The sequence below is a fragment of the Ruegeria sp. BHSC037 genome (genome assembly GCF_059613045.1).
Genome location: NZ_JBXWRT010000002.1, coordinates 43,623 through 66,974, shown reverse-complemented (window position 1 = coordinate 66,974; position 23,352 = coordinate 43,623). Strand labels below are relative to the sequence as shown.

Annotated in this window: 27 protein-coding genes and 1 other RNA gene; 11 read left to right on the top strand and 17 right to left on the bottom strand. The window is 63.5% G+C overall.

What is annotated here, in order from left to right; genetic code table 11:
• Positions 1-9: 9 nt before the first annotated feature.
• The gene (locus AC2FMN_RS02140) at positions 10-1,788 is read right to left on the bottom strand and encodes an SLC13 family permease (RefSeq protein WP_496685868.1); all 1,779 of its coding nucleotides are present in this window, start codon (positions 1,786-1,788) and stop codon (positions 10-12) included.
• A 90-nt stretch (positions 1,789-1,878) separates the two neighbouring features.
• Positions 1,879-2,691: a TIGR00282 family metallophosphoesterase gene (locus AC2FMN_RS02135; protein WP_496685866.1), complete on the bottom strand. Its 813-nt coding sequence runs from the start codon at positions 2,689-2,691 to the stop codon at positions 1,879-1,881.
• A 130-nt stretch (positions 2,692-2,821) separates the two neighbouring features.
• Between AC2FMN_RS02135 and AC2FMN_RS02130 the strand changes: the two genes are divergently transcribed.
• Positions 2,822-3,046 (top strand): putative hemolysin, encoded by a 225-nt coding sequence (locus AC2FMN_RS02130; protein WP_496685863.1) that lies wholly within the window; start codon positions 2,822-2,824, stop codon positions 3,044-3,046.
• On the opposite strand, the gene AC2FMN_RS02125 is transcribed toward AC2FMN_RS02130, so the two are convergent.
• Both AC2FMN_RS02125 and mgtE read right to left on the bottom strand, forming a co-directional pair.
• Positions 3,043-3,606, bottom strand: coding sequence for a 5-formyltetrahydrofolate cyclo-ligase (locus AC2FMN_RS02125; RefSeq protein ID WP_496678704.1), 564 nt, complete (start codon positions 3,604-3,606; stop codon positions 3,043-3,045). The two genes, AC2FMN_RS02130 and AC2FMN_RS02125, sit on opposite strands and share 4 nt — an antisense overlap.
• Positions 3,603-4,997 (bottom strand): magnesium transporter, encoded by a 1,395-nt coding sequence (mgtE, locus tag AC2FMN_RS02120; RefSeq protein WP_496685861.1) that lies wholly within the window; start codon positions 4,995-4,997, stop codon positions 3,603-3,605. The genes AC2FMN_RS02125 and mgtE overlap by 4 nt, the downstream gene beginning before the upstream one ends.
• Positions 4,998-5,132: 135 nt before the next feature.
• Here mgtE and guaD point away from each other — a divergent pair, with 135 nt between their 5' ends.
• Positions 5,133-6,422: a guanine deaminase gene (gene guaD, locus AC2FMN_RS02115; RefSeq protein WP_496685858.1), complete on the top strand. Its 1,290-nt coding sequence runs from the start codon at positions 5,133-5,135 to the stop codon at positions 6,420-6,422.
• 55 nt (positions 6,423-6,477) lie between these two features.
• Here the strand turns inward: guaD and AC2FMN_RS02110 are convergent, their stop codons facing one another.
• From AC2FMN_RS02110 to AC2FMN_RS02100, 3 genes are all read right to left on the bottom strand, one after another.
• The gene (locus tag AC2FMN_RS02110; RefSeq protein ID WP_496678700.1) at positions 6,478-7,812 is read right to left on the bottom strand and encodes an 8-oxoguanine deaminase; all 1,335 of its coding nucleotides are present in this window, start codon (positions 7,810-7,812) and stop codon (positions 6,478-6,480) included.
• A 115-nt stretch (positions 7,813-7,927) separates the two neighbouring features.
• Positions 7,928-8,719: a histidinol-phosphatase gene (gene hisN / locus AC2FMN_RS02105; RefSeq protein ID WP_496685856.1), complete on the bottom strand. Its 792-nt coding sequence runs from the start codon at positions 8,717-8,719 to the stop codon at positions 7,928-7,930.
• Positions 8,720-8,764: 45 nt separating this feature from the next.
• A complete protein-coding gene (locus AC2FMN_RS02100; protein WP_149774650.1) occupies positions 8,765-9,136 on the bottom strand; it encodes a helix-turn-helix domain-containing protein in 372 nt (123 codons plus the stop codon).
• Between the two features lie 332 nt (positions 9,137-9,468).
• Between AC2FMN_RS02100 and AC2FMN_RS02095 the strand changes: the two genes are divergently transcribed.
• On the top strand, positions 9,469-10,425 hold the full coding sequence (locus AC2FMN_RS02095; RefSeq protein WP_496685853.1) for an NADPH:quinone oxidoreductase family protein: 957 nt from the start codon (positions 9,469-9,471) through the stop codon (positions 10,423-10,425).
• 5 nt (positions 10,426-10,430) lie between these two features.
• Here AC2FMN_RS02095 and AC2FMN_RS02090 read toward each other — a convergent pair whose 3' ends face one another.
• On the bottom strand, positions 10,431-11,312 hold the full coding sequence (locus AC2FMN_RS02090; protein ID WP_496678694.1) for a LysR family transcriptional regulator: 882 nt from the start codon (positions 11,310-11,312) through the stop codon (positions 10,431-10,433).
• 126 nt (positions 11,313-11,438) lie between these two features.
• On the opposite strand from AC2FMN_RS02090, the gene AC2FMN_RS02085 reads away from it, so the two are divergent.
• Both AC2FMN_RS02085 and AC2FMN_RS02080 read left to right on the top strand, forming a co-directional pair.
• Positions 11,439-11,651: a DUF1127 domain-containing protein gene (locus AC2FMN_RS02085; RefSeq protein ID WP_496685852.1), complete on the top strand. Its 213-nt coding sequence runs from the start codon at positions 11,439-11,441 to the stop codon at positions 11,649-11,651.
• A 165-nt stretch (positions 11,652-11,816) separates the two neighbouring features.
• On the top strand, positions 11,817-12,554 hold the full coding sequence (locus AC2FMN_RS02080; protein WP_496678691.1) for a Bax inhibitor-1/YccA family protein: 738 nt from the start codon (positions 11,817-11,819) through the stop codon (positions 12,552-12,554).
• Positions 12,555-12,678: 124 nt separating this feature from the next.
• On the opposite strand, the gene AC2FMN_RS02075 is transcribed toward AC2FMN_RS02080, so the two are convergent.
• The 7 genes from AC2FMN_RS02075 to gatC all read right to left on the bottom strand — a co-directional run bounded on the left by AC2FMN_RS02075 (position 12,679) and on the right by gatC (position 17,497).
• Positions 12,679-13,197 (bottom strand): hypothetical protein, encoded by a 519-nt coding sequence (locus AC2FMN_RS02075; protein ID WP_496685849.1) that lies wholly within the window; start codon positions 13,195-13,197, stop codon positions 12,679-12,681.
• A 191-nt stretch (positions 13,198-13,388) separates the two neighbouring features.
• The gene (gene rpmG / locus AC2FMN_RS02070; RefSeq protein ID WP_005630270.1) at positions 13,389-13,556 is read right to left on the bottom strand and encodes a 50S ribosomal protein L33; all 168 of its coding nucleotides are present in this window, start codon (positions 13,554-13,556) and stop codon (positions 13,389-13,391) included.
• Positions 13,557-13,771: 215 nt separating this feature from the next.
• An RNA gene (gene rnpB, locus AC2FMN_RS02065) (RNase P RNA component class A) lies at positions 13,772-14,187 on the bottom strand.
• A gap of 125 nt (positions 14,188-14,312) precedes the next feature.
• Positions 14,313-15,041: an N-acetylmuramoyl-L-alanine amidase gene (locus tag AC2FMN_RS02060; protein ID WP_496678687.1), complete on the bottom strand. Its 729-nt coding sequence runs from the start codon at positions 15,039-15,041 to the stop codon at positions 14,313-14,315.
• Positions 14,980-15,678, bottom strand: coding sequence for a hypothetical protein (locus AC2FMN_RS02055; RefSeq protein ID WP_496678686.1), 699 nt, complete (start codon positions 15,676-15,678; stop codon positions 14,980-14,982). The genes AC2FMN_RS02060 and AC2FMN_RS02055 overlap by 62 nt, the downstream gene beginning before the upstream one ends.
• A gap of 40 nt (positions 15,679-15,718) precedes the next feature.
• Entirely contained in the window at positions 15,719-17,206 is a 1,488-nt protein-coding gene (gatA, locus tag AC2FMN_RS02050; RefSeq protein ID WP_496685847.1) for an Asp-tRNA(Asn)/Glu-tRNA(Gln) amidotransferase subunit GatA, read from the bottom strand.
• A gap of 3 nt (positions 17,207-17,209) precedes the next feature.
• Complete coding sequence (gatC, locus tag AC2FMN_RS02045; protein WP_005981734.1) at positions 17,210-17,497, bottom strand: Asp-tRNA(Asn)/Glu-tRNA(Gln) amidotransferase subunit GatC; 288 nt, start codon at positions 17,495-17,497, stop codon at positions 17,210-17,212.
• Positions 17,498-17,713: 216 nt separating this feature from the next.
• Here gatC and AC2FMN_RS02040 point away from each other — a divergent pair, with 216 nt between their 5' ends.
• The 3 genes from AC2FMN_RS02040 (at position 17,714) to AC2FMN_RS02030 (ending at position 19,406) form a co-directional block, all read left to right on the top strand.
• On the top strand, positions 17,714-17,875 hold the full coding sequence (locus AC2FMN_RS02040; RefSeq protein WP_496678680.1) for a hypothetical protein: 162 nt from the start codon (positions 17,714-17,716) through the stop codon (positions 17,873-17,875).
• 202 nt (positions 17,876-18,077) lie between these two features.
• On the top strand, positions 18,078-18,641 hold the full coding sequence (locus AC2FMN_RS02035) for a DUF4202 domain-containing protein (protein WP_496678679.1): 564 nt from the start codon (positions 18,078-18,080) through the stop codon (positions 18,639-18,641).
• A 6-nt stretch (positions 18,642-18,647) separates the two neighbouring features.
• A complete protein-coding gene (locus tag AC2FMN_RS02030) occupies positions 18,648-19,406 on the top strand; it encodes a class I SAM-dependent methyltransferase (protein ID WP_496685844.1) in 759 nt (252 codons plus the stop codon).
• Here the strand turns inward: AC2FMN_RS02030 and AC2FMN_RS02025 are convergent.
• Entirely contained in the window at positions 19,366-20,052 is a 687-nt protein-coding gene (locus AC2FMN_RS02025; protein WP_496685843.1) for a ceramidase domain-containing protein, read from the bottom strand. The two genes, AC2FMN_RS02030 and AC2FMN_RS02025, sit on opposite strands and share 41 nt — an antisense overlap.
• Before the next feature lie 57 nt (positions 20,053-20,109).
• Between AC2FMN_RS02025 and AC2FMN_RS02020 the strand changes: the two genes are divergently transcribed.
• Entirely contained in the window at positions 20,110-20,802 is a 693-nt protein-coding gene (locus AC2FMN_RS02020) for a metal-dependent hydrolase (protein ID WP_496685841.1), read from the top strand.
• Positions 20,799-21,977 carry a M24 family metallopeptidase gene (locus AC2FMN_RS02015; protein WP_496685839.1) on the top strand — a complete coding sequence of 393 codons (1,179 nt, stop codon included), beginning with the start codon at positions 20,799-20,801 and terminating at the stop codon, positions 21,975-21,977. Before AC2FMN_RS02020 ends, AC2FMN_RS02015 begins: the two co-directional genes overlap by 4 nt.
• 7 nt (positions 21,978-21,984) lie before the next feature.
• Here AC2FMN_RS02015 and AC2FMN_RS02010 read toward each other — a convergent pair whose 3' ends face one another.
• Positions 21,985-22,455 carry a nucleoside deaminase gene (locus tag AC2FMN_RS02010; RefSeq protein WP_496685837.1) on the bottom strand — a complete coding sequence of 157 codons (471 nt, stop codon included), beginning with the start codon at positions 22,453-22,455 and terminating at the stop codon, positions 21,985-21,987.
• Between AC2FMN_RS02010 and AC2FMN_RS02005 the strand changes: the two genes are divergently transcribed.
• Entirely contained in the window at positions 22,454-23,329 is an 876-nt protein-coding gene (locus tag AC2FMN_RS02005) for a pseudouridine synthase (RefSeq protein ID WP_496685835.1), read from the top strand. The genes AC2FMN_RS02010 and AC2FMN_RS02005 overlap by 2 nt on opposite strands.
• The last annotated feature ends 23 nt before the right edge of the window (positions 23,330-23,352 follow it).

Genomic DNA, 23,352 nt, shown 5'->3' with positions numbered 1-23,352 from the left:
CGCCAAACCTCAAAGCGGCCAGAGAAACGGGATGATCAACGAGGCCAGCAGCCCGACCGTCAGGTTCAGCGGAATCCCGACCTTCATGAAGTCCGTGAAACGGTACCCGCCGGGGCCATAGACCATCATGTTGGTCTGATACCCGATCGGTGTGGCGAACGAGGCCGACGCCGCGACCATCACCGCCACCACCAGCGGGCGCGGATCGACCCCCACCGCCTGCGCCAGACCGATGGCAATCGGCGTGACCACGACCGCCACGGCGTTGTTCGAGACCAGCTCGGTCAGAACCGAGGTCAGCAGGTAGACGGCCCAGACGATCAGGAAGGGCGGCAGTTTGGCAAAGGACGGGGCAATCGCATTCGCAATCAGCGAAACCGCGCCCGAACTGTCCAGCGCGGCCCCGATGGCCAGCATGGCGAATATCAGCGCCAGCAGACGGCCTTCGACAAACGAGAACGCTTCGTCCGCGTCGATGCAGCCGGTCAGCAGAACCAGTGCAACAGCGAGGATCGACAGCAACAGGATGGGCGCGACCCCAAACGCCGCCAGCAGCACGATCCCCAGCAATGCGGCGATCGCAATCGGCGCATGTCCACGCCGGAATGCACGCGCTGACGGCTGAGTGACATCAACCATGTCCATGTCGGCTGCCAGACGTTGAATATCGGCCGGCGCGCCTTCCAGCAGCAGCGTGTCACCCACCCGGACGATGAGGTCGTCCAGTTGACCGCTAATATTCTGGTTCCGTCGATGCACCGCCAGCACATAGACACCGTAGCGGCGGCGCAGCCGGAGCGCGCCCAGCGTGCGCCCCACCATCCGGCAGCCCGGCGTGATCAGAACCTCGACGGTGCGCGTTTCGACCGCCGAGACCTGATCGACGCGCTTGAGCTCCTTGTTGCGCTGCAGGCTCAACAGTTCCGTCATCTGGGTGCGCAACACCACCCGGTCGCCGACCTGCAGGGTGACACCTTGAAGGTTGCGCCGCAGCGACTCGTCGCCGCGGATCACGTCGATCAGCCGCACGCCGGGGCGTTTGAACAACTGCACGCCGGTCACTTCGCGCCCGATCAGGTTGCTGTCGGGGGGGATGACCGCCTCGGTAAAGAATTTCATCTTGGACCGGTCGCTGAGAAGGCTGGCCATGCTGTCGCGGTCCGGCAGCAGCCGGGGCGCGATGAACCGCAGGTAGACCATACCGTAGATCACCAGGATGATGCCCAGGGGCGTGACCTCGAAGATCGTGAAGGGCTGCAGACCCTGCGCCCGCGCGACACCATCGACCAGCAGGTTGGTCGAGGTGCCGATCAGGGTCAGCGTGCCGCCCAAAATTGCCGCATAGCTGAGCGGGATCAGCAGCTTGGACGGAGCCACGTTCAGCGTGCGCGCAATCTGGACGAAGACCGGGATCATCACCACCACGACCGGCGTGTTCGACACCACGGCCGAGGCCAGCACCACGAATGTCATCAGCAATCCGATCGCGATGCGAGGGTTGACCTGGGCCTGTTTCTGCGCGGTCACTGTAAAAGCGTCCAAAGCCCCTGTGCGCACCAGCGCGCCCATGATGATGAACATGGCCGCAATAGTCCACGGCGCAGGGTTGGAAAGTACGGCCAGCGCATTCTGATACGGCAGGATCCCGGTGACCAGCATCACCGAAACGCCGCCGATGGCGACGACCTCGGCCGGGTAGACCTCGCGCAGGAACATGATGAACATGCCCGCGACGACCAGCAGCGCCAGAATCGCGCTGCCTGTTTCTGACAAAGTAAGGAGATTCATTCGTGGTCTTCTGTCCGAACCCTTAACCGGCCACCGTGCCTGAGCCACAGTTTCCAGCATTGCAGCGGACAGGGCAAGCCCGCCATGCGATCACGGCCCGGCCTGTTGCAGCCGCCCGCCCACACGCACCATGCAGACCGATTTCGCCTGGCCGTCCCGGTCATCGGTTTCCACGAAAACGCCGCTCAGCGTGGCCTCGCCATTGGCGGGGGTGAACCGGGCCTTGGGCATGCCTGTGATGAACCGCCGCATCGGTTCCTGCTTGTCCATGCCGATCACCGAGTCATAGTCGCCGCACATGCCTGCATCGGTCAGATAGGCGGTACCGCCCGGCAGGATCTGCGCGTCGGCCGTGGGCACATGCGTATGGGTGCCCACCACAAGGCTGGCGCGTTTGTCGCAGTAATGCCCCATGGCCATCTTTTCCGAGGTCGCCTCGCAATGCATGTCGACGATGACGGCCTGCGCCTGCCCGCCGCGCGGGTGCGATTTGAGGATCGGTTCAACGGCCGAAAACGGATCGTCGAAAGGCCGTTTCATGAAGACTTGCCCCAGCACCTGAACCACCAGAACCTTGCGGCCGCCGGGTGCGGTGAACAGGCGGTGGCCCCGCCCTGGCGCGCCCTTGGCAAAGTTCACCGGCCGCACGACGCGCGGTTCGCTTTCGATGAATTGCAGCATGTCCTTCTGGTCGAAGGCATGATCGCCCAGCGTGACGCAATCGGCGCCAGAGTCCAGCAACAGCTTGGCATGGTCGCCAGTCAGGCCCATGCCGTTCGAGGCGTTCTCGCCATTGACCACGACGAAATCCAGCCGCCATTCCTCGCGCAGGCGTGGAAGATGGGTCTTGATGGCGGTTCGACCAGCGCGCCCCATGACGTCGCCCAAAAACAGAATTCTCATATCGCGGTCCTAGGCGCAGCAGACGGCAATAACAAGGCGGAACCGTGTAAAAGCCCGACCATCACCAGCTTGCAATATTTCAGAAACGTGCAAACGTGCCCTCATTGATTTGCAACCTCGGGAGGTATCATTGAAAAAACTTATTGTGACGGCAACCATAGTTCTTGTTGCAACCTTCGCCCAGGCGCAGACCAAAACCACGATGGCCAATCCGGCGGCCACCTTCTGCATAGAAAACGGCGGCGATTATCACGTTCGAAAGAACGCCGACGGCTCGGAATACGGTGTCTGCGTGCTGGCGGACGGAACCGAAGTCGATGCCTGGGACTATCTGCGTGCCCATTTCGAGAACTAGGTTCGAAAACTCAGAACCCGGCTCTCGGTGACGACCATGTCCAGGGGCTGATCGGTGGGTTCCAACGGAAGATTGTCGGCCTCTTGCGCGTCAAAGGCGAAACCGATCGCCAAGGTCGCGCGCCGGGCACGCAACCGCTGAAGCGTCCGGTCATAGAACCCGCCGCCATAACCCAGCCGCCCGCCACGGGCATCGAAGGCCACCAGGGGTACGATCACGATCTCGGGATCGAAATAGTCATCGACCTCGGGCACCTTCGCACCGAACGGGCCGTCCTTCAGCGGACCGTCCGGTGTCCAGCGCGAAAATTGCAACGGCTGCCCGGCCCCTTGGATAACCGGAACGCCGACCGGCCCATAGGCCGCGGCCTCGGCCATGGCGGGCAGCGGGTCGATCTCGGTGCGGATCGGCATGTAGCCTGACAGGGGCACGCCGCGATACCCCGCCAGCACCTCGGACAGGCGGCCGGCCGTGCCCGGCGGACGAGTATCGAATGCAGCCTTGCGCCGGGCAAAGGCGGCCTTGCGCGCCGCGGCCTTGATCTCGGCCAACCCGGTCACAGCAGCACCTGCGCGGCAAGACCCAAAAACACGAAGAACCCGACCACATCGGTCACCGTGGTGACGAACGGCCCCGAAGCCAAGGCCGGGTCGATGTTCAGACGGTCCAGCGCCAGCGGGATCAGAATGCCGCCCAGCGCCGCCGCCACCAGCGTCAGCACCATCGCCAGACCGATGACCGCCGCCAGCATCGGGATACCAAACCAAAAGCTCGCAACGACTGCCATCAGCAATCCGAAAAACAGGCCGTTCAACGCGCCCACCGAAATCTCGCGGAACAGAACACGAAGGGCGTTATTCGCTGTCAGGTCGCGGGTGGCGATGGCCCTTACGGTCACCGTCATCGTCTGGGTGCCGGCATTGCCGCCCATCGACGCGACGATCGGCATCAGTACCGCCAGCGCGACCATCTGGTCGATGGTTTCCGCGAACATGTTGATCACCAGCGACGCAAAGATCGCAGTCAGCAGGTTGACGAACAGCCAGGTCGCCCGCCCGCGCGCCGTCTCGAGAATGGTGTCAGACAGGCTCGAGTCCTCATCCACGCCGGCCATGCGCAGCATGTCTTCCTCGTGCTCGTCGTCCAGAACCTCCATCGCGTCGTCGATGGTGATGACCCCGACCAGCCGCCCGTCATCATCGACCACCGGCGCCGAGATCAGGTGGTACTGCTTGAAGGCATAGGCGACATCTTCTTCGTCCTGGGTTAGCGGGATGATGTGGAATTCTTCCTCGGCGATGTCGCGCAGCGGCGTATCGCGCCGCGCCGCCATCAACCGGCCCAGCGTGACCTGCCCCACCGGCTTGAGCCGCGGATCGACCAGCACGACATGATAGAACTGGTCCGGCAGATCCTCGTGCGCGCGCATGAAGTCGATGGTCTGCCCCACAGTCCAGTGTTCGGGCACCATAACCACTTCGCGCTGCATGAGGCGGCCGGCCGAGTGTTCGGGGTAGGACAACGCCTTTTGCGCCGCAATCCGTTCCGAGTGTTCGAGCGCCTCCAGAACGGCCTCTTGCTGCGATTGTTCGAGGTCTTCCAGCAGATCGACCACATCGTCGCTTTCCAGCTCACGGACGGCCTCGGCCAGCACGTCGGGCCGCAATTCGGCGATGACCTCTTCACGCACGGATTCGTCCAGCTCGGACAGTATATCGCCGTCGAACTCGCGGTCATACAGATGCAGAAGCTGCGAGCGGTCATGGGGGCTGATCTGTTCCAGAAGGTCGGCGATGTCGGCTGCGTGCAGCGGCTCCATCAGCTCGACCAGCCGATCGCGGTCTCCGTCCTCGACAGCCTGCAGGATTGCCGCCACGGTGTTGCGATCCAGCGCGTAGGCATCTTCGTCGCGGGGCTGGTCGATCACGATTTCGTCATTGCCTGTGGTCATGCGCTGCCCCGTCCGTTGGATTGGCCCCTAATAAAAGAAGCAGCTACAGGAAAACAATGACAATGGCGCAATTTACCCGCATCTTTCGCAGGCTTATGCTGCGACACCGTTCCAATCAGCCGGAGATCGAAGCCGATGGCGCAAAAAACGCTTTTGAAAGGGCGTGTTCTGAGTTTCGAGCAGTCGCCCTTCCAGGCTGACCCCGACCGGGCCGCCCGGCTGCACGAGGCCGTTCTGATCGAAGACGGCCGGATCGGTGCGCTCGGTTCGGCCGAAGCGCTGGCGGCCGCGCATCCCGATGCCGAAACCCATGACCATGGCGCGCGCCTGATTTTGGCCGGGTTCGTCGATCCGCATGTGCACTACCCCCAGACCGCGATCATCGCCAGCTGGGGCAAGCGGCTGATCGACTGGCTTAACACCTATACCTTCCCCGAAGAGATGACCTTCGGCGACCCGAACCACGCCGCCGAAATCGCCGGGCGCTATCTGGACCTGACCACGGCGCATGGCACCACCACCATGTGCAGTTTCTGCACGATCCATCCTGAAAGCGTCGACGCGTTCTTCACCGAAGCGCAGGCCCGCGGGCAGCGTGTGGTGGCCGGCAAGACCTGCATGGACCGCAACGCACCCGACGGCCTGCGAGACACCGCCCAGACGGCTTATGACCAGTCCAAGGCGCTGATCGGCCGATGGCACGGCGTGGACCGGATTTCTTATGCCATCACGCCGCGGTTTTCACCCACGTCGACGCCCGAGCAACTGGAAGCGATGGGCGCGCTTTGGGCCGAGCATCCCGACTGCCTGATGCAGACCCATCTGAGCGAGCAGACCGACGAGATAGAATGGGTCCGGTCGCTGTTTCCCGAGGCCCGCGACTATCTGGACACCTACGAAAGATTCGGCCTGCTGGGCCCGCGTGGGCTGTACGGACACGCCATCCATCTGGAGCCGCGCGAACGCGATCGTCTGCGCGAGGTCGACGCCGCGCTGATTCACTGCCCGACCTCGAATACGTTCATCGGATCGGGCCTGTTCGACATGCACGGGCTGATGCGCGACGGCCACCGCATCGGCTTGGCCACGGATACCGGCGGCGGGTCCAGTTTCTCGATGCTGCGGACCATGGCCGCGGCCTATGAGATCGGCCAGTTGCGCGGGCATCCCCTGCACCCCGCGCAGTTGCTTTGGCTGGGTACCGCCGGCTCGGCCCGGTCGCTGCGGATGGATGACCGCATTGGAAATGTAGCCCCGGGGCTCGAAGCCGACCTGGTCGTGCTCGACCTGTCCTCGACCCCGGCCATCGCACAGCGCGTTGCGCGCGCGAATGACATCTGGGAGGCCATCTTTCCCACAATCATGATGGGCGACGACCGGGCGGTGGCCCAGGTCTGGATCCGAGGGCGCCGGGCGCTGGGTTGAGCGGCCCGACAGCACAGGCCGCTGGCGGACGACAAACAACGCTCTGGATCGGGCTTCAAGCCTGCAGCGCGCGCGCAAGCTGGTTTTGACGTTCGATCACCCGCGGCAAGTCTATGGTGGTGATCTGGCCCTCGCGGACGATCTGCCGCCCCTCAACAAACAGATGTCTGACCCGACTGGGACCTGCAAGCAGCAGCGCGGCGGGGTCCCAGCTGCCGGCACTTTCGACACCGCTGATATCCCATACCGCGATATCGGCCCGCTTACCGGGCATCAGACGGCCGCAATCCGGGCGGTTGAGAACATCGGCGCCGCCGCGCGTGGCAATCTCGAGCGCCTCGCGGGCCGACATGGCGTCTGCACCGTTGGCGACTCGCTGCAGCAGCACCGCCTGACGTGCCTCGGCCATCAGGTTGCCGTTGTCGTTGCTGGCCGACCCGTCGACACCAAGCCCCACGCGGGCCTTGGCATCGCGCAGGGCGCGCACCGGTGCGATGCCCGAGCCCAGCCGGCAATTGGAACATGGGCAATGGGCAACCCCGGTGCCGGTCCGCGCAAACAGATCGACCTCGGCCCGATCCAACTTGACGCAATGGGCATGCCATACATCCGGACCTGTCCAGCCCAGATCCTGCGCGTACTGACCCGGCCGGCACCCGAATCGGGACTGGGAATACCGGATATCCTCGTCATTTTCAGCCAGGTGAGTGTGCAGCATCACGCCCTTGTCGCGCGCCAGCAGCGCCGTGTCGCGCATTAGGTCGCGACTGACCGAAAAGGGCGAGCACGGCGCAAGCCCCACCCGGCACATCGCCCCCTCGGACGGATCATGAAAGGCATCGACCACGCGGATCATGTCGTTCAGAATCGCGGACTCGGATTCGACCAGCGCATCGGGTGGCAGACCGCCATTGCTTTCACCGATGCTCATCGCGCCGCGCGTAGGGTGAAACCGCAGGCCCAGTTCGGATGCGGCGGCGATCGTGTCCTCGAGCCGCACACCGTTGGGATACAGGTACAGGTGGTCCGAACTGAGCGTGCAGCCGGACAGGGCCAGTTCGGCCAGGCCGATCTGCGCCGAGACGAACATATGCTCGGGGCCGAACCGCGCCCAGATCGGATAGAGTGTCTTGAGCCAGCCGAACAGCAACGCGTCCTGCCCCGCCGGGACCGCGCGCGTCAGGGTCTGGTACAGGTGGTGATGCGTGTTCACCAACCCGGGCGTGACCACGCAGCCACGCAGATCGTGGATCTCGCCCGAGGCTTCAAGGCGATGCCCGATCCCGGCGATCACCCCATCGCGGACCAGTATGTCGGCCCCGGCCAGTTCTTGCCGGGCGTCGTCCATCGTCAGAACAACATCGGCATTTTTCAGTAGGAATTCGGTCATCTGGCACTCCTGACATTTGCCCGTCTCATGACAAGAGTGCGTCGCGCCGGTGGAAAACGGGCGGAAGAACCGGCCGAATAACCCTAGCCGGACAGATTCCGGGCGGCAAGCCGCGTCAGACCCGGCGCAACAGGTCCAGCGCCGCCGCGTGGATGTCGGGGTTGGCTGCCGCAAGCACCTGCCCGCCCAGATGGGCCGGGCCGCCCTGCCAGTCGGTGACCAAGCCACCGGCGGCCCGGATCACGGCCATGGGGGCTTGGATGTCATAGGGCTTCAGACCGGCCTCGATCACCAGATCGACCTGTCCGGCCGCCAGCAGCGCATAGGCGTAGCAATCCATGCCGTACCGCGTCAGTTGCACCTGTTCGGCGACCGCGCGAAACGCCCGTTCCTCGTCGTCAGCCCCGACCTCGGGGAAGGTCGTGAACAGGATCGCGTCCTTGAGCGCGGCGGTTTTTCGGGTGGACAGGCTGACCTGCCCCAGCGGGCCCGTCATGAAGGCGCCCGTGTCGTGCCCCACGAATCGCTCGCCGATATAGGGCTGGTCGATGACGCCAAGCATCGGCCCCGTCGAATCCGCCAGCGCGATCAGCACACCCCATGTCGGCGTTCCGCTGACAAACCCCCTGGTCCCGTCGATCGGATCCAGCACCCAGATCCGGCCCGAGCTTCCAGTGACGGTTCCGAACTCTTCACCCAGGATCCCGTCTTCGGGGCGAAATTCGGCCAGAACCTCACGCATCGCCTGCTCGGCGGCCCGGTCGGCAACTGTCACAGGGTCATAGCCACCCTGCTGCTTGTTTGCTGTCTCTAGGTCGGGTCGGCGAAAAAACGGCAAAATGGCCGCACGCGCAGCGTCGGCCAGTTTTTCCGCAACTTCAAGATCGGTCAATACGGTACCAGACATACGCGACTGGTGCGGCGGGTACCGCACAAAGTCAAGTGCCTCTGCTCAGGCGACGTCGCTGAGAACCCGGGCCAGTTCGAACAGACGGCGGCGCTGGTTCTCGGGGATCGCATAGTACGAGCGCACGAGATCGAGCGCCTCTTTGTCGCCCATCAGATCGGCAGGAACCGATTTTTTGCCACTTTCGGATTTCTGCGTGTCTTCGAGACCCTCGAAGAAAAAGCTGACCGGCACATCCAGCGCCTCGGCAATGTCCCATAGGCGCGACGCACTGATCCGATTGGCACCGGTCTCGTATTTCTGGATCTGCTGAAACTTGATACCGACCTGCTCTGCAAGTTGCTGCTGGGTCATTCCGATCAGCCAGCGACGATGCCGGACGCGCTTGCCCACATGGACATCCACATGATGGGTCATTGGTACACTCCTATCTTACACACAACCGCCCGGGAAAACGCGAACGCGACAGAGACCGCCATACCGGCCGCCGCTGGACAACACTCCTTCAACACCGGAAATGCCCCCCGAAACAGCACTTCTGCAAACCATCATTGCGCCATTTTCGATTCTTTTCAAGAAGGTTGAGTCGGAGCCGGTCAACAGAACTTTACGGTTGTACGTTCGTTCCGGGGTGCCAAATCACTCTGAATCAGGGAATTTCGGCGCAGGTCCGGAACGTTACCTGCCATCGAAGATTGACAATCTCACTCGGTTGCCCCTGCCTAGAGCGCGACCACGGAGGACACGAATTGCTCGCCTACCAAATTCCCTCGGCCACAGCCCAGGCCGTATTGCACGACATCGCAACACCCGAGCCGGGACACGGACAGATCCGCGTCAAGATCCACGCCTGCGGCCTTAACTTTGCCGACCTCCTGATGCAGAAGGGCACCTATCAAGACACACCCCCTGCCCCGTTCACGCTGGGGCTCGAGATCGCCGGGGTCGTTGACGCCGTCGGCCCCGGTGTAACGAATCCCGGCCCCGGCGACCGCGTGGCCGTATATTCGGGGCAAGGCGGGCTGGCAGAGTTCGGGGTGTTCGACGCCGACCGGGCCGTCATGCTGCCGCCGTCCTGCAGCTTCGAAGAAGCCGCTGCGATCCAGATCGCCTATGGCACCAGCCACATCGCTCTGGATCACCGCGCCCGCCTGCAGCCGGGCGAGACGCTTTTGGTGACCGGCGCAGCCGGCGGCGTGGGGCTGACTGCAGTCGAGATCGGCAAGCTGATGGGCGCAACCGTGATCGCGCAGGCACGCGGCACCGACAAGCTGACCGTAGCTAAAGCCGCCGGGGCGGACCACCTGATCGATGCGGACGAGGATCTGCGGCAGCGGGTGCTGGACCTGGGCGGTGCGGATGTCGTCTATGATGCGATCGGTGGCGACGTATTCAAGGCCGCCTTTCGCGCCACCAATCCCGAAGGTCGCCTGTTGCCGGTCGGTTTCGCCGGCGGCGAGGTTCCGCAAATCCCAGCCAACCACCTGATGGTCAAGAACCTGACGGTGATCGGAGTCTATATCGGCGGCTATCTGAAGTTCCGGCCCGAGATCGTGCGCAGCAGCTTTGAAACCCTGTTCCGCTGGCATGCCGAGGGCCGCATCAAACCGCATGTCAGCCATGTCCTGCCTTTGTCAAAGGTGGCCGATGGCATGGACCTGCTGCGGTCGCGCAAATCCACCGGCAAGGTCGTCATCACGCCCTGACCGGCTCAGCTGGCGACCGCGCGCAGCGGCCCGCCCCGCAGCATCCGGAAATTCTGGCGGACCAGGTCGGCCAGAGCCTCGACCACCGGTCCTCGGCCCGTGTCGCCGCCATACAGGTTGATCATGTGGGCCGGCAATTCGGGCAGCGCGCCGCCGGCGTCGATCTTTTCCAGATGCGCGGCCTCGGTCCCTTCCAGCATCGCGTGCACGGCCAGATCGGCGCTGACCGTGGCCTCGATCGTGCGGTCGTTTTCCGTTTCCACCGACAGTTCCCAGGGGATGCCCGCAGCGTCCAGAGCCGCGATGACCTGCGGCCGGAACAGACAACGGCGGCCAAGCGCCAACGGCAGGGGCCGACGGCGCCAGGCCGCCCCGCCCGATGCTCCGATCCAGCGCAAAGGCAGTTCGGCGATGGTTTCGCCGCCATCGCCATTCGACGCCTCGGTCGTCAGAATGACATCGCATTCGCCGCGCCGGAACATCTCTTTCAACTGGATCGAATACGACGAGACCAGTTGTACGCGCACACGGGGGAAGTCGGCGTTGAACCGCTGCAAAACCCGGGGAATTGCCGGGTAGACAATATCATGCGGTACGCCCAGAACCACCTCGCCTTCATAGGCCTGATCGGTCAGCTTCGACATCACCTCGTCATTCAGCGATACCATGCGCCGCGCATAGGCCAGCAGTTGCTCGCCCGAGGCCGTCAGGGCGATCGTCCGGCCCGACCGGTCCAGCAACTCAAGCCCAAGCAGTTCCTCGAGCCGCTTCAGCTGCATCGACACGGCCGATTGAGTCAGGTGCAGAAATCCCGCGGCTCGGGTGACGCCGCCATGATCGGCCACGGCGACGAACGACCTGAGGGTCGTGATGTCGAGATTTCGCATATCAGCAATCCTTATGCTTCAATTCATAAACATTCATTTTTCATATATGACAGAGACCGCCATATAGATCAAGGAAGTTGATTGAATGCTCTGCCTCCATCACTTCTTGACAAAAGGACAACAATCATGACTCAAATTGCGATTTCCTGCCCCTCACCGGCGCCGCGCAAAACCGGATGGCTGCAGCGCCTTGTTTCCTTGCCCCGCCAACGGCGCGCACTGGCGCGGCTGGACGCCCGTCTGCTGAAAGATATCGGCGTCACACGCGCGCAGGCCGAGGCCGAGGCCGCACGCCCACTTTGGGATGCGCCGGATATCTGGTTTTCAGGCCGCTATTGACCCCATTTTGGCAGCGTTGACACCGCCAATGGCGGCGGTGTCGATTTTGCTCGCAATTCCGAGGGTTTTGCCGCCAAGACCCTTGAAACATGCGCCCGACTCTCCGATATTTGCCGTCAGAATGGTCCGCATCGCGGATCGGAATGGATTCAAGGGAGACCCTTAATGGCACAATTCGACACCGTCCGCACGGCGGCCGGCGCACGCACTGCCCAGATCGACGAGGGCCTGCGCGCCCACATGAACAAGGTCTACGGCACGATGTCCGTGGGCATGCTTATCACGTTTGCGGTGGCCTGGGCCGTTGGCACCAGCCCGCAGCTGCTGTCGGTGTTCCGCGACCCGATCACGCTCAGCCCGAATATCCTGGGCTGGATCGTGATGTTCGCCCCGCTGATCATGGTCTTTGCCTTCGGCGCCGCCATCAACCGCCTCAGCGCCGCCGGCGCCCAGCTGTTCTTCTATGCTTTCGCCGCCGTGATGGGCCTGAGCATGAGCTGGATTTTCGTGGCCTTCACCGGCATCTCGATCGCCCAGGTGTTCCTGATCACGTCGATCGCCTTCGCCGGCCTGTCGCTGTATGGCTATGTCACCAAGAAAGACCTTTCGGGAATGGGGACGTTCCTGATGATGGGCGTTATCGGCCTGATCGTGGCCATGGTGATCAACATTTTCCTTCAGTCGCCCGCCATCATGTTCGCCGTGTCGATCATCGGCGTTCTGATCTTTGCGGGACTGACCGCCTATGACACGCAGAACATCAAGGCGACCTACATTCAGCACGCCGCGCACGGCGACCAGGAGTGGCTGGGCAAATCCGCGATCATGGGCGCGCTGAACCTGTATCTGGACTTCATCAACATGTTCATGTTCCTGCTGCAACTGCTTGGAAATCGTGAGTAACCAGCGGCAGAATCCTGTCAGGAAACGGGCCCATTCCGGGCCCGTTTTTTTTTGCCCCGCTCCCAAACGAAAAGGACCCTGCCCACCGGCAGAGCCCCTGAACCCAAGTTCGATTTCGTTCGGATCAGCTACAGTTCAACGGAACCGCAAAGCCCGAACTGCGCGAGGAGTTGCCCTTGCGATAGACATCGCCAGCGGCCAGACAGCCCGTGAAGCGTTCGGTCTCACGCCCGAAAGCCGCACCCACCGAGTTGTCCACCTTGGTGCTATTGCTGGCGGTACGGACAACACCAAACAGCGTGCCGTTCACGTTGACCGTGCTCAGGAAGAGGTCTGTACTGCTGCCGACGAGTTGCACTGCGGTGTCGGCCGTACGCCCGCCGTTGTCGATGGCCACGCCGGCGATCTTGTCAAACGCTGCCTGGTCCGTCTGAACTTGAACCGCCGGAAGCTGGGCAAGCTCGGCCGGGACGTTGGTGGCAGGCGGCGTAAAGGCGACGGCGCCTTTTACGTCGGACACGGTGCGCGGTTCGCCGTCAATGCCAGTGAACCCGACACCCTGCCGGTTCCAAGGATCCTCACAAGCCGAAAGGGTCAGAACGGCGATGGCAGGCAACAAGATTTTTTTCATGGCGCTCAACATTTTGTGGAGGTTTGCCAAAGCCTATGGCCAGGGTGGCCGCAAAAGCAACCCGCAGGCGAACAGAATACCCGGCGTGCTGATGCACCACTGCAACGCGCGAAAGGGGTGAACCGGTGACCAACCTGCCTGAAAACAAGAAAGGGTCCTGACCGCGCCAGGACCCTTTTTCGTCTTGCGCCTGAAAAGGCAGATTACTTGATCTTGCCTTCCTTGTACTCGACATGCTTGCGAGCGACCGGGTCGTATTTGCGCACGGTCATTTTCTCGGTCATGGTGCGCGCGTTCTTCTTGGTCACGTAGAAGTGGCCCGTGCCCGCGGTCGAGTTCAGACGGATCTTGATTGTCGTCGGCTTCGCCATGGTTATCTCCTGCGTCCGAAAAGGCAGGGGCCTTTCGGTTGAATTCCTATGAGCGTGCGCTTTTACCCGCTCGCGCGCCCGAGTCAACCGGATTCGAAACGTGATACCGGAATAAACTGGCCGAGGCCTGGAATTTCTGGCAACGACGGCAAACGAGGCGAATTTCCAGCCCGCCAGCACTTGAGTCCCCACCGGAAAATACCAGCAGGCAGCGGATGCGCGGAGGGCCTGTAAGCCGGATCCTGTTCCGGGGTTGCCCCCTTCGATGACCATTCCTCTAGGCCGTGCATTGCTGCACGGCTCGAGCTGCCAACCCGGTCCCTCTCGGCCAAGGCAGGCCTAGCGGCGGTATCGGCTGACGCCGACCGGCCCGCGTGGGGACCCTATTTGGCATTGCTCCCGGTGGGGCTTGCCGTGCCGCCGCTGTTGCCAGCGGCGCGGTGGGCTCTTACTCCACCGTTTCACCCTTGCCATGATCTGCCGGAGGCGAACCTTCGGCGTCTCATGGCGGTTTGTTTTCTGTGGCGCTTTCCGTCGGGTTTCCCCGCCCGGGCGTTACCCGGCACCGTTGCCTTGTGGAGTCCGGACTTTCCTCTCGGGCCTAGGCCCCAGCGGCCATCCGGCCCTCCGCGCATTGAATTGGGTATGCCCCTGACCCGGGCACGTCAAGAGAGGAATGGAAGCTACAAGGGGCCAGCCCCTTCTTGGCCTTCGGCCAATTCAACCCCGGGATATTTTGGACCAGATGAAGGTTGGTCAGGCGAGGCGGTGCGGCTGCGGCAATGCAGCCACGTCCTCTGGGGCCAGCCCTCCCCTACCCCAGGGCCGAAAGCGCAACCGCACAGCAGCGAGCAGCGTTTCATCATCGACAGCAGCAGTATAGCCGGCGGCTTGGGCCACGGCGCGGAAGTAATGGGCCTCGGGCCGCGACAAAGGGGCGGCGTGAGCGCGCGGCGCGGCCAGCCCCTGACGTTCGAGTCGTATCCAGTCGAAACGTGGCCCGGGATCGTGTTTGCGCCCCGGCGCCATGTCCGAATGACCGATCACGCCGGCGGCCGGTATGGACCAACGGGTCATGATCTGCGGCAGAAGCCGCTCGAGTGCCCTTATCTGCGCCTGGGCGAAAGGATGATCGCCTCGGTTGTCGAGTTCGATCCCGATCGAGCGGGAGTTGATATCGCTCTGTCCCTGCCACTCGCCGACACCGGCGTGCCAGGCGCGATCCTCTTCACGAACCATCTGCCAGAGTGTTCCGTCACAGCCGATCAGATAGTGGGCCGATACCTCGGACGCCGGGTCGCACAAACGCTCGAGCGCGGCGCGGGCGCTGTTCATCGCGGTGTAGTGAAGAACCACCAGAGATGGCTTCAGCCCATCCCGGCGGGGGCCGAAATTGGGGGATGGGTGCCAGATCGGCGAGAGATCAGTTGCCGACGACACGGCGGAACGGGCTGGGGTCCCAGCCACAGGCAAAGCCGTCGCCATCCGGGTCCAGGCCCTTGCGGTCACGTTGTGGCCCGCCGCTGGCCAGGAAATCGATCTGAGCCTGATCTGCCGATGGGTATTTGGCGCAGTTCCGTTGCGCCTTGGCCTGAAGGTTGAACCCGGACCGGCTGTAGATCTGTGCCCCGACCGGATTAGTAGTGGACAATGCGTATTGCACGATATTGGGCTGGCCGTCCGCGCCACGCTGAGGAACCGCCGTCGGGGCGACCACCTCATAGGTCTGACGGTTTCTCTCGATCAGGGCGGCGTCATCCTGAATGCTGCGGCTGCTGGAGACCGCGGCAAAATCCTGTTCTTGCGAAATGCCGCTCGACGTCACCGTTGCCGGGGCCGGTGCCTGGGTGGAGGTACTGGCGAGCGCTGCGGCCGTTTGATTCGCGATATCCGCGGCGCTGCCATCGGTGGAATAGGTGACGGCGGAGGACTCGGCCGACCATGGCTCCTGCGAGATGGCTGGGGGCGGCAGCAGCGGATTGCCTGCTGCGCCCTGCCCCGCCAGTTGCGCCTCGCGCTGGGCCTGGTATTGCGGCGTATTGAACTCCGTGCCCTGAACCGGCGCCACCGTATCGCAAGCGGCGGCGACGGCGCACACGGGAATCACAAGAAGTTTGCGCATCGGACTGCTCCGTTCTTGCAGCGGTCGGGTCGACCGACCGTTACCACCATTTGCCCGGCTTGGCCACGAACCCCGCAGCGGATTCGAGCGCGTAGGCGGTGTTCAGCAGGTCGCCTTCCTCCCACGGGCGGCCGATCAGTTGCAGCCCCAGCGGCAGCCCCTGCTTGTCCAACCCGGCCGGAACCGAGATGCCCGGCAGACCGGCAAGGTTCACCGTCACGGTGAAGACGTCGTTGAGATACATCTGAACCGGGTCGGTTTCCTTCATCTCTCCCAGACCGAAGGCGGCCGACGGCGTTGCCGGGGTCAGAATCGCATCGACGCCCGCGGCGAACACGTCCTCGAAGTCTTTCTTGATCAGGGTCCGCACCTTTCGGGCGCGGTTGTAGTATGCATCGTAGAAACCGGCCGACAGCACATAGGTGCCGACCATGACCCGACGCTGCACCTCGTGGCCGAAGCCCTCGGCGCGGGTCTTTTCATACATCTCGGTGATGCCATCGCCCTGCGCCAACGTCGCGCGGCGGCCATAGCGCACGCCGTCATAGCGCGCCAGGTTCGACGACGCCTCGGCGGGCGCGATCACGTAATAGGCCGGCAGCGCGTATTTGGTGTGCGGCAGAGAGATGTCCACGATCTCGGCCCCCGCATCACGCAGCATTTCGGCGCCATCCGCCCACAGCTTTTCGATCTCGGCGGGCATGCCGTCCATCCGGTATTCCTTGGGGATACCGATCTTCTTGCCCTTGATGTCGCCGGTCAGCATCGCCTCGAAATTCGGCACCGGAATGTCGGCGCTGGTCGAATCCTTGGGGTCATGCCCGCACATCGCCTCGAGCATGATGGCGGCGTCGCGCACGTTCTTGGTCATCGGTCCGGCCTGATCCAGCGAGGACGCAAAGGCCACGATGCCCCAGCGCGAGCAGCGGCCATAGGTCGGCTTGATGCCGGTGATGCCGGTAAAGGCGGCGGGCTGACGGATCGAGCCGCCGGTATCGGTGCCGGTCGCCGCAAGGCACAGATCGGCCGCGACCGCCGCAGCCGAGCCACCCGACGAACCGCCGGGGGTCAGTTGCGCATCATCATTGCCGCGCCGCCACGGGCTGACCGCATTGCCGTAGACCGAGGTTTCGTTGGACGAGCCCATGGCGAATTCGTCCATGTTCAGCTTGCCCAGCATCACCGCGCCGGCATCGGCCAGTTGCTGCGAGACGGTGGATTCGTATTCGGGCTTGAAGCCCTCCAGAATGCGGCTGGCCGCCTGACTGGGCACGCCCTTGGTGCAGAACAGGTCCTTGATGCCGATCGGCAGGCCGCACATGGCGGGCGCGTCGCCGGCCTTGATGCGCTCGTCGGCGGCCTTGGCGCGCTCCAGCGCGATCTCGGGCGTCTTGTGGACGAAGGCATTGAGCGCGTCGGCCGCGTCTATCGCCTTAAGGCAGGCCTCGGTCAGCTCGACCGAGGTGGTTTCACCCTTGCGCAGCGCGTCGCGGGCCTCGGCCAGGCCCAGTTTGTTCAGATCGCTCATGTCTTACTCCACCACCTTGGGAACCGCGAAAAAGCCCTCGCGCGCGTCGGGGGCGTTGGACAGGATCTTGTCCTGCATGTTCCCGTCGGTCACCACGTCCTCGCGGCGCTTGAGCCGCATCGGCGTCACCGAGACCATCGGCTCGACCCCTTCGACGTCAACTTCGTTCAGCTGTTCGATGAACCCCAGGATCGTGTTGAACTCCGAGGCCAGCGCCGGCAGCGCATCATCCTCGACCTTGATCCGGGCCAGTTTGGCCACCTTGGCGGCGGTGCTTTGGTCAATCGACATGGGAAACCCTCGTGTGCGTTACAGGGGCATTTACCCGTCTGGTGCAGCAGTCGCAAGACCGCCTGCGTGCGGGAATGGTCGGGCGGCGCCGGGGCCAGACCGATCCGGAATACCCGCCACGCAAAAAAGTGAACCGTTTCGTTCACTTTTCACTTGAAGTCCGCGTGCTGCATCCCCTTATATTATAAACCAAACTGTTCAGTTCGGAGAAAGCCGATGAAATCAACCATGATTGCACTGTCTGTAGTTTTTGCCACCGCAGCAGCTCCGGCCTTTGCCCTGGGTGTCCCGATGGGCGACCTGACCCCGACGCTGACCTTTCCCGATCAGCACCCTTCGGATCAGGTGAGCCAGGAAAAAACCTCGCCCCGAAACTGACTTCGTTCTTGCCTCCCTGTTGGATCGGGCCGGTTTCCCCTTTTTTCCGGCCCAGTCCCCTACCTGCCCTCGTGGCGCCGCCGGCCCTTAACGGGTCGGCGCTTTTTTGTTGTGGCGCGATGCCTTATCGTACATGCACCACGCAGTATCGGGCTGGCTCAACCAGGTTTGCCGAACCCGTTTGACGAACGCAGGAGGTGTCATGACGGAGCGCAAGCAGAAGGTTCTGGACGCAATCGACGCAGCCAATTCGGCCGACCCCACCCAGGAAGACGGGCGCCCCGCTGCGCTGCTTTATGGCGAACGGATGAGCGCCGAGTTGCATCGACTGTTCCCCGACGCATCAGAGCCATTGCAGATCGCCGCCCGCGGCCAGCATGTCGAGCGCTGGAAGCTGGCCCGCTCGGCCTACCCCGAGGGGCGCGCGGGCTATCTGGCGTGGCGCAAGGCCCAAGCCGAGCATCACGCGCAGGTCGTGGCCGAGTTGATGTCCGAGGCCGGTTACGATCAGGCCGAGATCGACGCCGCCCGCCGTATGTTGCGCAAACAGGGCATCAAGCGCGACGACGACGTTCAGGCGCTGGAGGACGTGATCTGCTTTGTCTTTCTGAAATGGTATTTTGCACCCTTCGCCGCGAAACACTCGGGCGAAAAGATTCAGCGCATCGTCGAAAAGACCGCCCGCAAGATGTCGTCTGAGGCGCGCCGACGCGTGCTGGACGAGTTCGACCTGCCCGAAGACCTGGCCCGCGCTTTCAAGGATTGACACATCATGACCGATGACATGCGATTGTTGATCGACCTGCACCTGCCCAACGACCGGCAAGGCCCCGGCAGCGACGCGGCAACGGAAATGGCGTTGAAGCTGGCGGACGTGCAAGCCGATCCCGGACTGAAGGTCGCCGACATTGGCTGCGGCACCGGAGCCGCGGCCTTCTGCCTTGCGCGCCATCTAGGCGCATCGGTGACGGCAGTGGATTTCCTCCCGGAGTTTCTGGCCGAGCTGGAGAGACGCGCCCAGTTCTTGGGCCTGGCGGCCCGGATTCAGACGGTTGAGGCGTCGATGGAGGACCTGCCCTTCGACGATGCCAGCCTTGACGTGATCTGGTCGGAAGGCGCGATTTACAACATGGGGTTCGAAAACGGTCTGAACGCCTGGCGTCGGTTCCTGAAACCCGGCGGTGTCCTGGCTGTGTCCGAGCTGACCTGGCTGACCGATCAACGCCCCGAACCGCTGACACGGCACTGGGATGCCGCCTATCCCGAAGTTGCGACCGCCGGACATAAGATCCGCCAGATCGAGACGGCCGGTTATGAACCTGTCGGCTATTTCCCGCTGGGCTCCGACTGCTGGATGGACAATTATTATTTCCCTCTTCAACGCAGCTTCCCTGCCTTCCTCGACCGGCATGGCAATTCCGAGCAGGCCAAAGCCATTGTCGATGCCGAACGGGCCGAGATCGACTTGTACGAAACCTATTCCGACTTTGTCAGCTATGGGTTCTACGTGGCGCGGCGTCTGCCGGACTGACCGCATCCGTCATGGCCCGCCGGTAAACCTCGATCATCCAGCCCAGCATGGTGGCGTTCAGGATGTGCCACATAAAATGCGTTCCCATCGGGATGCGGGCGCAAAGCGGAGCATCGAGCGCGCGGAAGGTGATCGACGCGATCAGGATCGCAGCTCCGACCGCCAGACCCCAGGCCACCTGCGGCCTGCGCGCGCGCAAAAGATACGCATAGATCAGGATCAGCAACGGCACCGGAGCATATGCGGCCGACCCGCCCAGGCCAGAAACCAGCTGAAACACCGGTATGGTCAACGCCGCATAGGGGATGAACAAGGCTGTCAGCGCCGCCGCCTTCGGCGTGGATAGCTGCCAGATGTCCCGGTTCACGGCGAAGATATAGACCAAGATGAACAGCAGAATCGGCGTCGTATCCGCCAGCGCGGCCCAGACTTGCGCATGGGTATGAAACAGATAGCTGCCAATGCCGATCACCACCAGAATGGCGACCAGCAAGTTGGCCAACGGCAGACCCTGCCCCCGCACCCGCCGCCACATCACCCATGCCGCCAACAGAAAGGCCGCGTTGGACACGGCGTTTACGGGTTCGGCCCAATAGTCCGGCGACAGGCGCTCGCAATAGCCGTCGATTTCTCGCATCCAGTCCATGGATTTTTACATAGCCGATGCTAGGCTGGCCCTGAACCGGTTTCAGGAGGGTCTTTCATGAAAATCATCTGGTTGGGGCATGGCAGCTTCCGAATTCACGCGGCGGGACAAGTCCTGCTTATCGATCCCTGGCTGAGCGGCAACCCGATGCTGCCCGAGGACCAGCACGACGCAGCCATCCAAGGCGCCACGCATATCCTGCTGACCCACGCGCATTTCGACCACGTCGCCGACGTTCTGCCGCTGGCCAAACGCCTGAACATTCCGGTGGTGGGCCAATACGACGTCATGGCCCATTGGGCCGAGGCCGAAGGGATCGAGACCATCGGCTTCAACAAAGGCGGCCGGGTCGACCTGAACGGGGTCAAGGTCGACATGGTGCCGGCCTCGCACAGCTCGACCTTCGCCACACCCTATAGCCCGCGCGCCGGTGGGTCCGAGGTGGGGTTCATCCTGTCGGCTGATGGTCATACGGTCTATGTCTCGGGCGACACCACGATCATGGCCGACATGGAGTGGATCGGCGACTATTACAAACCGGATATCGGCATTCTGTCGGCGGGCGGCTATTTCACGATGGATATGAAAGCCGCCGCCTATGCCGCCCGGCGGTATTTCGACTTCAAGACGGTGATCCCCTGCCACTACCGGACCTTCCCGATCCTGGAACAATCCGCCAAGGACCTGGCGGATGGGCTGCCGGGCGTGACCGTCATCGAACCCGAGGTCCTGCAGGAGATCGAGCTTTGACACCCGCGCTGGCCTTCTCGACGGAAGAATACGCGGCGCGGCTGGCCAAGACCCGTTCCGCGATGGCCCAGCGGGGTGTCGAAACCCTGCTGGTTGCGGACCCGTCGAACATGGCCTGGCTGACAGGGTATGACGGCTGGAGCTTCTACGTCCCGCAGATGGTGATCGTCCCGCGCGACGGCGCGCCCCTGTGGTGGGGCCGGACGCAGGACAAGCCCGGCGCGGCGCAGACCACCTGGCTGGACCCCACCGACCTGCACGACTGGCCTGAAGAGCATGTACAGCACCCCGAACATCACCCGGTCGAGTCGCTGGCATCGCTGCTGCGCGAGCGCGGCTGGACAACCCATCTGGGTGTCGAGATGGAAAATTATTACTACTCGGCCGCCAGCCACCGGATCCTTGAGACCGCGTTCGGCCGCGATGCGCTGATCGACGCGACCGGGTTGGTGAACTGGCAGCGTGCGGTCAAAAGCGAGGCCGAGATCGCCCTGATGCGCAAGGCCGGGCAGTTGACCGCGCATATGCACGCAGTGCTGCGCGACGGGTTCCGCCCCGGGGTTCCCAAGAACGTGCTCGTGGCCGAGGTTCAGGCTGCGGGCATCGCCGGGCTGCCGGGTCTTGCGGGCGACTATCCCGCGATTGCGCCCATCGCGCCCTCGGGGGCCGAGGCCTCGGCCTCGCACATCACTTGGAACGACCGTCCGCTGACACCGGGCGAGGCGACCTATTTCGAAATCTCGGGCTGCCATCGCCGTTATCACTGCCCGGCCAGCCGCAGCCTGTTTCTGAGTGACCCACCCGCCGAGATCCGGCGCGCGGAAACCGCGATCCTCACCGCGATTGAGGACACGCTTGCCGCCGCCCGCCCCGGCGCCACCTGCGAAGAGATCGCCGCCTGCGTCTATGACAGCTTTGCCCGGGCCGGCTATGTCAAAGGCAATCGCACGGGCTATCCGGTGGGCCTGAGCTATCCGCCCGATTGGGGTGAGCGCACCATGAGCCTGCGCCCCGGCGACAGCACCGTTCTGCAGGACAACATGACCTTTCACCTGATGCCGGGTCTTTGGACCCCCGATTGGGGGCTGGCCATCACCGAAACCTTCGTGGTCACGCCGACGGGCGGGCAACCCTTGGCAGACATCCCCCGCGAACTGGTCGTGAAATCGGCCTGAGCGCGCCTCAGCCTTTGGGCCCGCCGCCACCGCGCTGCGCGGCAAAGAAATCGCGCAACAACCGGGCGCAGTCCTCGGCCGCGATGCCGTCATAGACGTCCGGCCTGTGATGGGCCTGAGGGTGCGAGAACACCCGCGCCCCATGCGCCACGCCGCCCGATTTCGGATCGGCGGCCCCATAGTAGATCCGCCGGATCCGCGCCGCCGCCAGCGCCGCGGCGCACATAGCGCAGGGCTCCAGCGTGACATACAGGTCATGCCCCGTCAGACGCTCGGACCCGACGGCCCGGCAGGCGGCGCGCAGGGCCATGATCTCGGCATGCGCGGTCGGGTCGTGCAACTCGCGCGTACGGTTGCCGTCTGCCGCGATGATCTGCCCGTTGGGCGACACGATCACCGCTCCCACTGGAACCTCGCCCCGATCACCCGCCGCGCGCGCCTGTTCCAGCGCCTTGTCCATATGCGTTCTGAAGACCATGCCCCTGACTGCCCCAGAAACCCACCTTTCGCAAGCCGCGCCGATGCGCTATGCGCAGGGCATGAGCAACACCCCTCCTCCCGGCGACCGGATCGCCAAAGTGCTGGCCCGCGCCGGCATCGCCTCGCGCCGCGAGGCCGAACGCATGATCGAAGCGGGCCGCGTGACCGTGAACGGCAAAACCATCGACAGCCCGGCGCTGAACGTCACGCCCAACGACAGGATCACCGTCGACGGCAAGCCCGTGGCCGAGCCCGAACCCGCGCGTCTGTGGCTGTATCACAAGCCAACCGGTCTGGTGACCACGAACCGCGACGAAAAAGGCCGCCCCACGATCTTCGACAACCTGCCCGAGGGCATGCCCCGCGTCATGAGCGTTGGCCGGCTGGACCTGAATTCAGAGGGCCTGTTGCTGCTGACCAATGACGGGGCCATCAAGCGCAAGCTCGAGCTGCCCTCGACCGGCTGGCTGCGCAAATACCGGGTGCGGATCAACGGCCGCCCCAAGGACGAGGACTTTGCCCCCCTGCGCCAAGGTCTTGTGATCGAGGGCGAAAGGTTCCAGCCCATGACCGTGTCGCTGGACCGCCAGCAAGGTGCGAATGCATGGCTGACGATCGGACTGCGCGAGGGCAAGAACCGAGAAATCCGCCGCGCGATCGAAGACATCGGCTTTACCGTGAACCGGCTTTTGCGCGTGTCCTACGGACCGTTCCAGCTGGGCAATCTCAAACCCGGCGAGGTCGAGGAAATCCGTCGCCGCGTTCTACGCGACCAGCTGGGCCTGGAACCCGAAACCCCACCGGCTGCTGCGAAACGCTCAAGCCGCCCCCAAAGATCCCGCAGGCCGGGCGGCAAGAAATCACGCAATTGACGCGGGTTATCGAACCTTCCCCC

Excerpts from the sequence above, each read along its gene's own strand:
- AC2FMN_RS02140 (WP_496685868.1), bottom strand. The coding sequence starts at position 1,788 with ATGAATCTCCTTACTTTGTCAGAAACAGGCAGCGCGATTCTGGCGCTG.
- AC2FMN_RS02135 (WP_496685866.1), bottom strand. The coding sequence starts at position 2,691 with ATGAGAATTCTGTTTTTGGGCGACGTCATGGGGCGCGCTGGTCGAACC.
- mgtE (WP_496685861.1), bottom strand. The coding sequence starts at position 4,997 with ATGACCACAGGCAATGACGAAATCGTGATCGACCAGCCCCGCGACGAA.
- guaD (WP_496685858.1), top strand. The coding sequence starts at position 5,133 with ATGGCGCAAAAAACGCTTTTGAAAGGGCGTGTTCTGAGTTTCGAGCAG.
- AC2FMN_RS02110 (WP_496678700.1), bottom strand. The coding sequence starts at position 7,812 with ATGACCGAATTCCTACTGAAAAATGCCGATGTTGTTCTGACGATGGAC.
- hisN (WP_496685856.1), bottom strand. The coding sequence starts at position 8,719 with ATGTCTGGTACCGTATTGACCGATCTTGAAGTTGCGGAAAAACTGGCC.
- AC2FMN_RS02100 (WP_149774650.1), bottom strand. The coding sequence starts at position 9,136 with ATGACCCATCATGTGGATGTCCATGTGGGCAAGCGCGTCCGGCATCGT.
- AC2FMN_RS02090 (WP_496678694.1), bottom strand. The coding sequence starts at position 11,312 with ATGCGAAATCTCGACATCACGACCCTCAGGTCGTTCGTCGCCGTGGCC.
- AC2FMN_RS02085 (WP_496685852.1), top strand. The coding sequence starts at position 11,439 with ATGACTCAAATTGCGATTTCCTGCCCCTCACCGGCGCCGCGCAAAACC.
- AC2FMN_RS02080 (WP_496678691.1), top strand. The coding sequence starts at position 11,817 with ATGGCACAATTCGACACCGTCCGCACGGCGGCCGGCGCACGCACTGCC.
- AC2FMN_RS02075 (WP_496685849.1), bottom strand. The coding sequence starts at position 13,197 with ATGTTGAGCGCCATGAAAAAAATCTTGTTGCCTGCCATCGCCGTTCTG.
- rpmG (WP_005630270.1), bottom strand. The coding sequence starts at position 13,556 with ATGGCGAAGCCGACGACAATCAAGATCCGTCTGAACTCGACCGCGGGC.
- AC2FMN_RS02060 (WP_496678687.1), bottom strand. The coding sequence starts at position 15,041 with ATGGCGACGGCTTTGCCTGTGGCTGGGACCCCAGCCCGTTCCGCCGTG.
- AC2FMN_RS02055 (WP_496678686.1), bottom strand. The coding sequence starts at position 15,678 with ATGCGCAAACTTCTTGTGATTCCCGTGTGCGCCGTCGCCGCCGCTTGC.
- gatA (WP_496685847.1), bottom strand. The coding sequence starts at position 17,206 with ATGAGCGATCTGAACAAACTGGGCCTGGCCGAGGCCCGCGACGCGCTG.
- gatC (WP_005981734.1), bottom strand. The coding sequence starts at position 17,497 with ATGTCGATTGACCAAAGCACCGCCGCCAAGGTGGCCAAACTGGCCCGG.
- AC2FMN_RS02040 (WP_496678680.1), top strand. The coding sequence starts at position 17,714 with ATGAAATCAACCATGATTGCACTGTCTGTAGTTTTTGCCACCGCAGCA.
- AC2FMN_RS02035 (WP_496678679.1), top strand. The coding sequence starts at position 18,078 with ATGACGGAGCGCAAGCAGAAGGTTCTGGACGCAATCGACGCAGCCAAT.
- AC2FMN_RS02030 (WP_496685844.1), top strand. The coding sequence starts at position 18,648 with ATGACCGATGACATGCGATTGTTGATCGACCTGCACCTGCCCAACGAC.
- AC2FMN_RS02025 (WP_496685843.1), bottom strand. The coding sequence starts at position 20,052 with ATGGACTGGATGCGAGAAATCGACGGCTATTGCGAGCGCCTGTCGCCG.
- AC2FMN_RS02020 (WP_496685841.1), top strand. The coding sequence starts at position 20,110 with ATGAAAATCATCTGGTTGGGGCATGGCAGCTTCCGAATTCACGCGGCG.
- AC2FMN_RS02005 (WP_496685835.1), top strand. The coding sequence starts at position 22,454 with ATGCCCCTGACTGCCCCAGAAACCCACCTTTCGCAAGCCGCGCCGATG.
- AC2FMN_RS02010 (WP_496685837.1), bottom strand. The coding sequence starts at position 22,455 with ATGGTCTTCAGAACGCATATGGACAAGGCGCTGGAACAGGCGCGCGCG.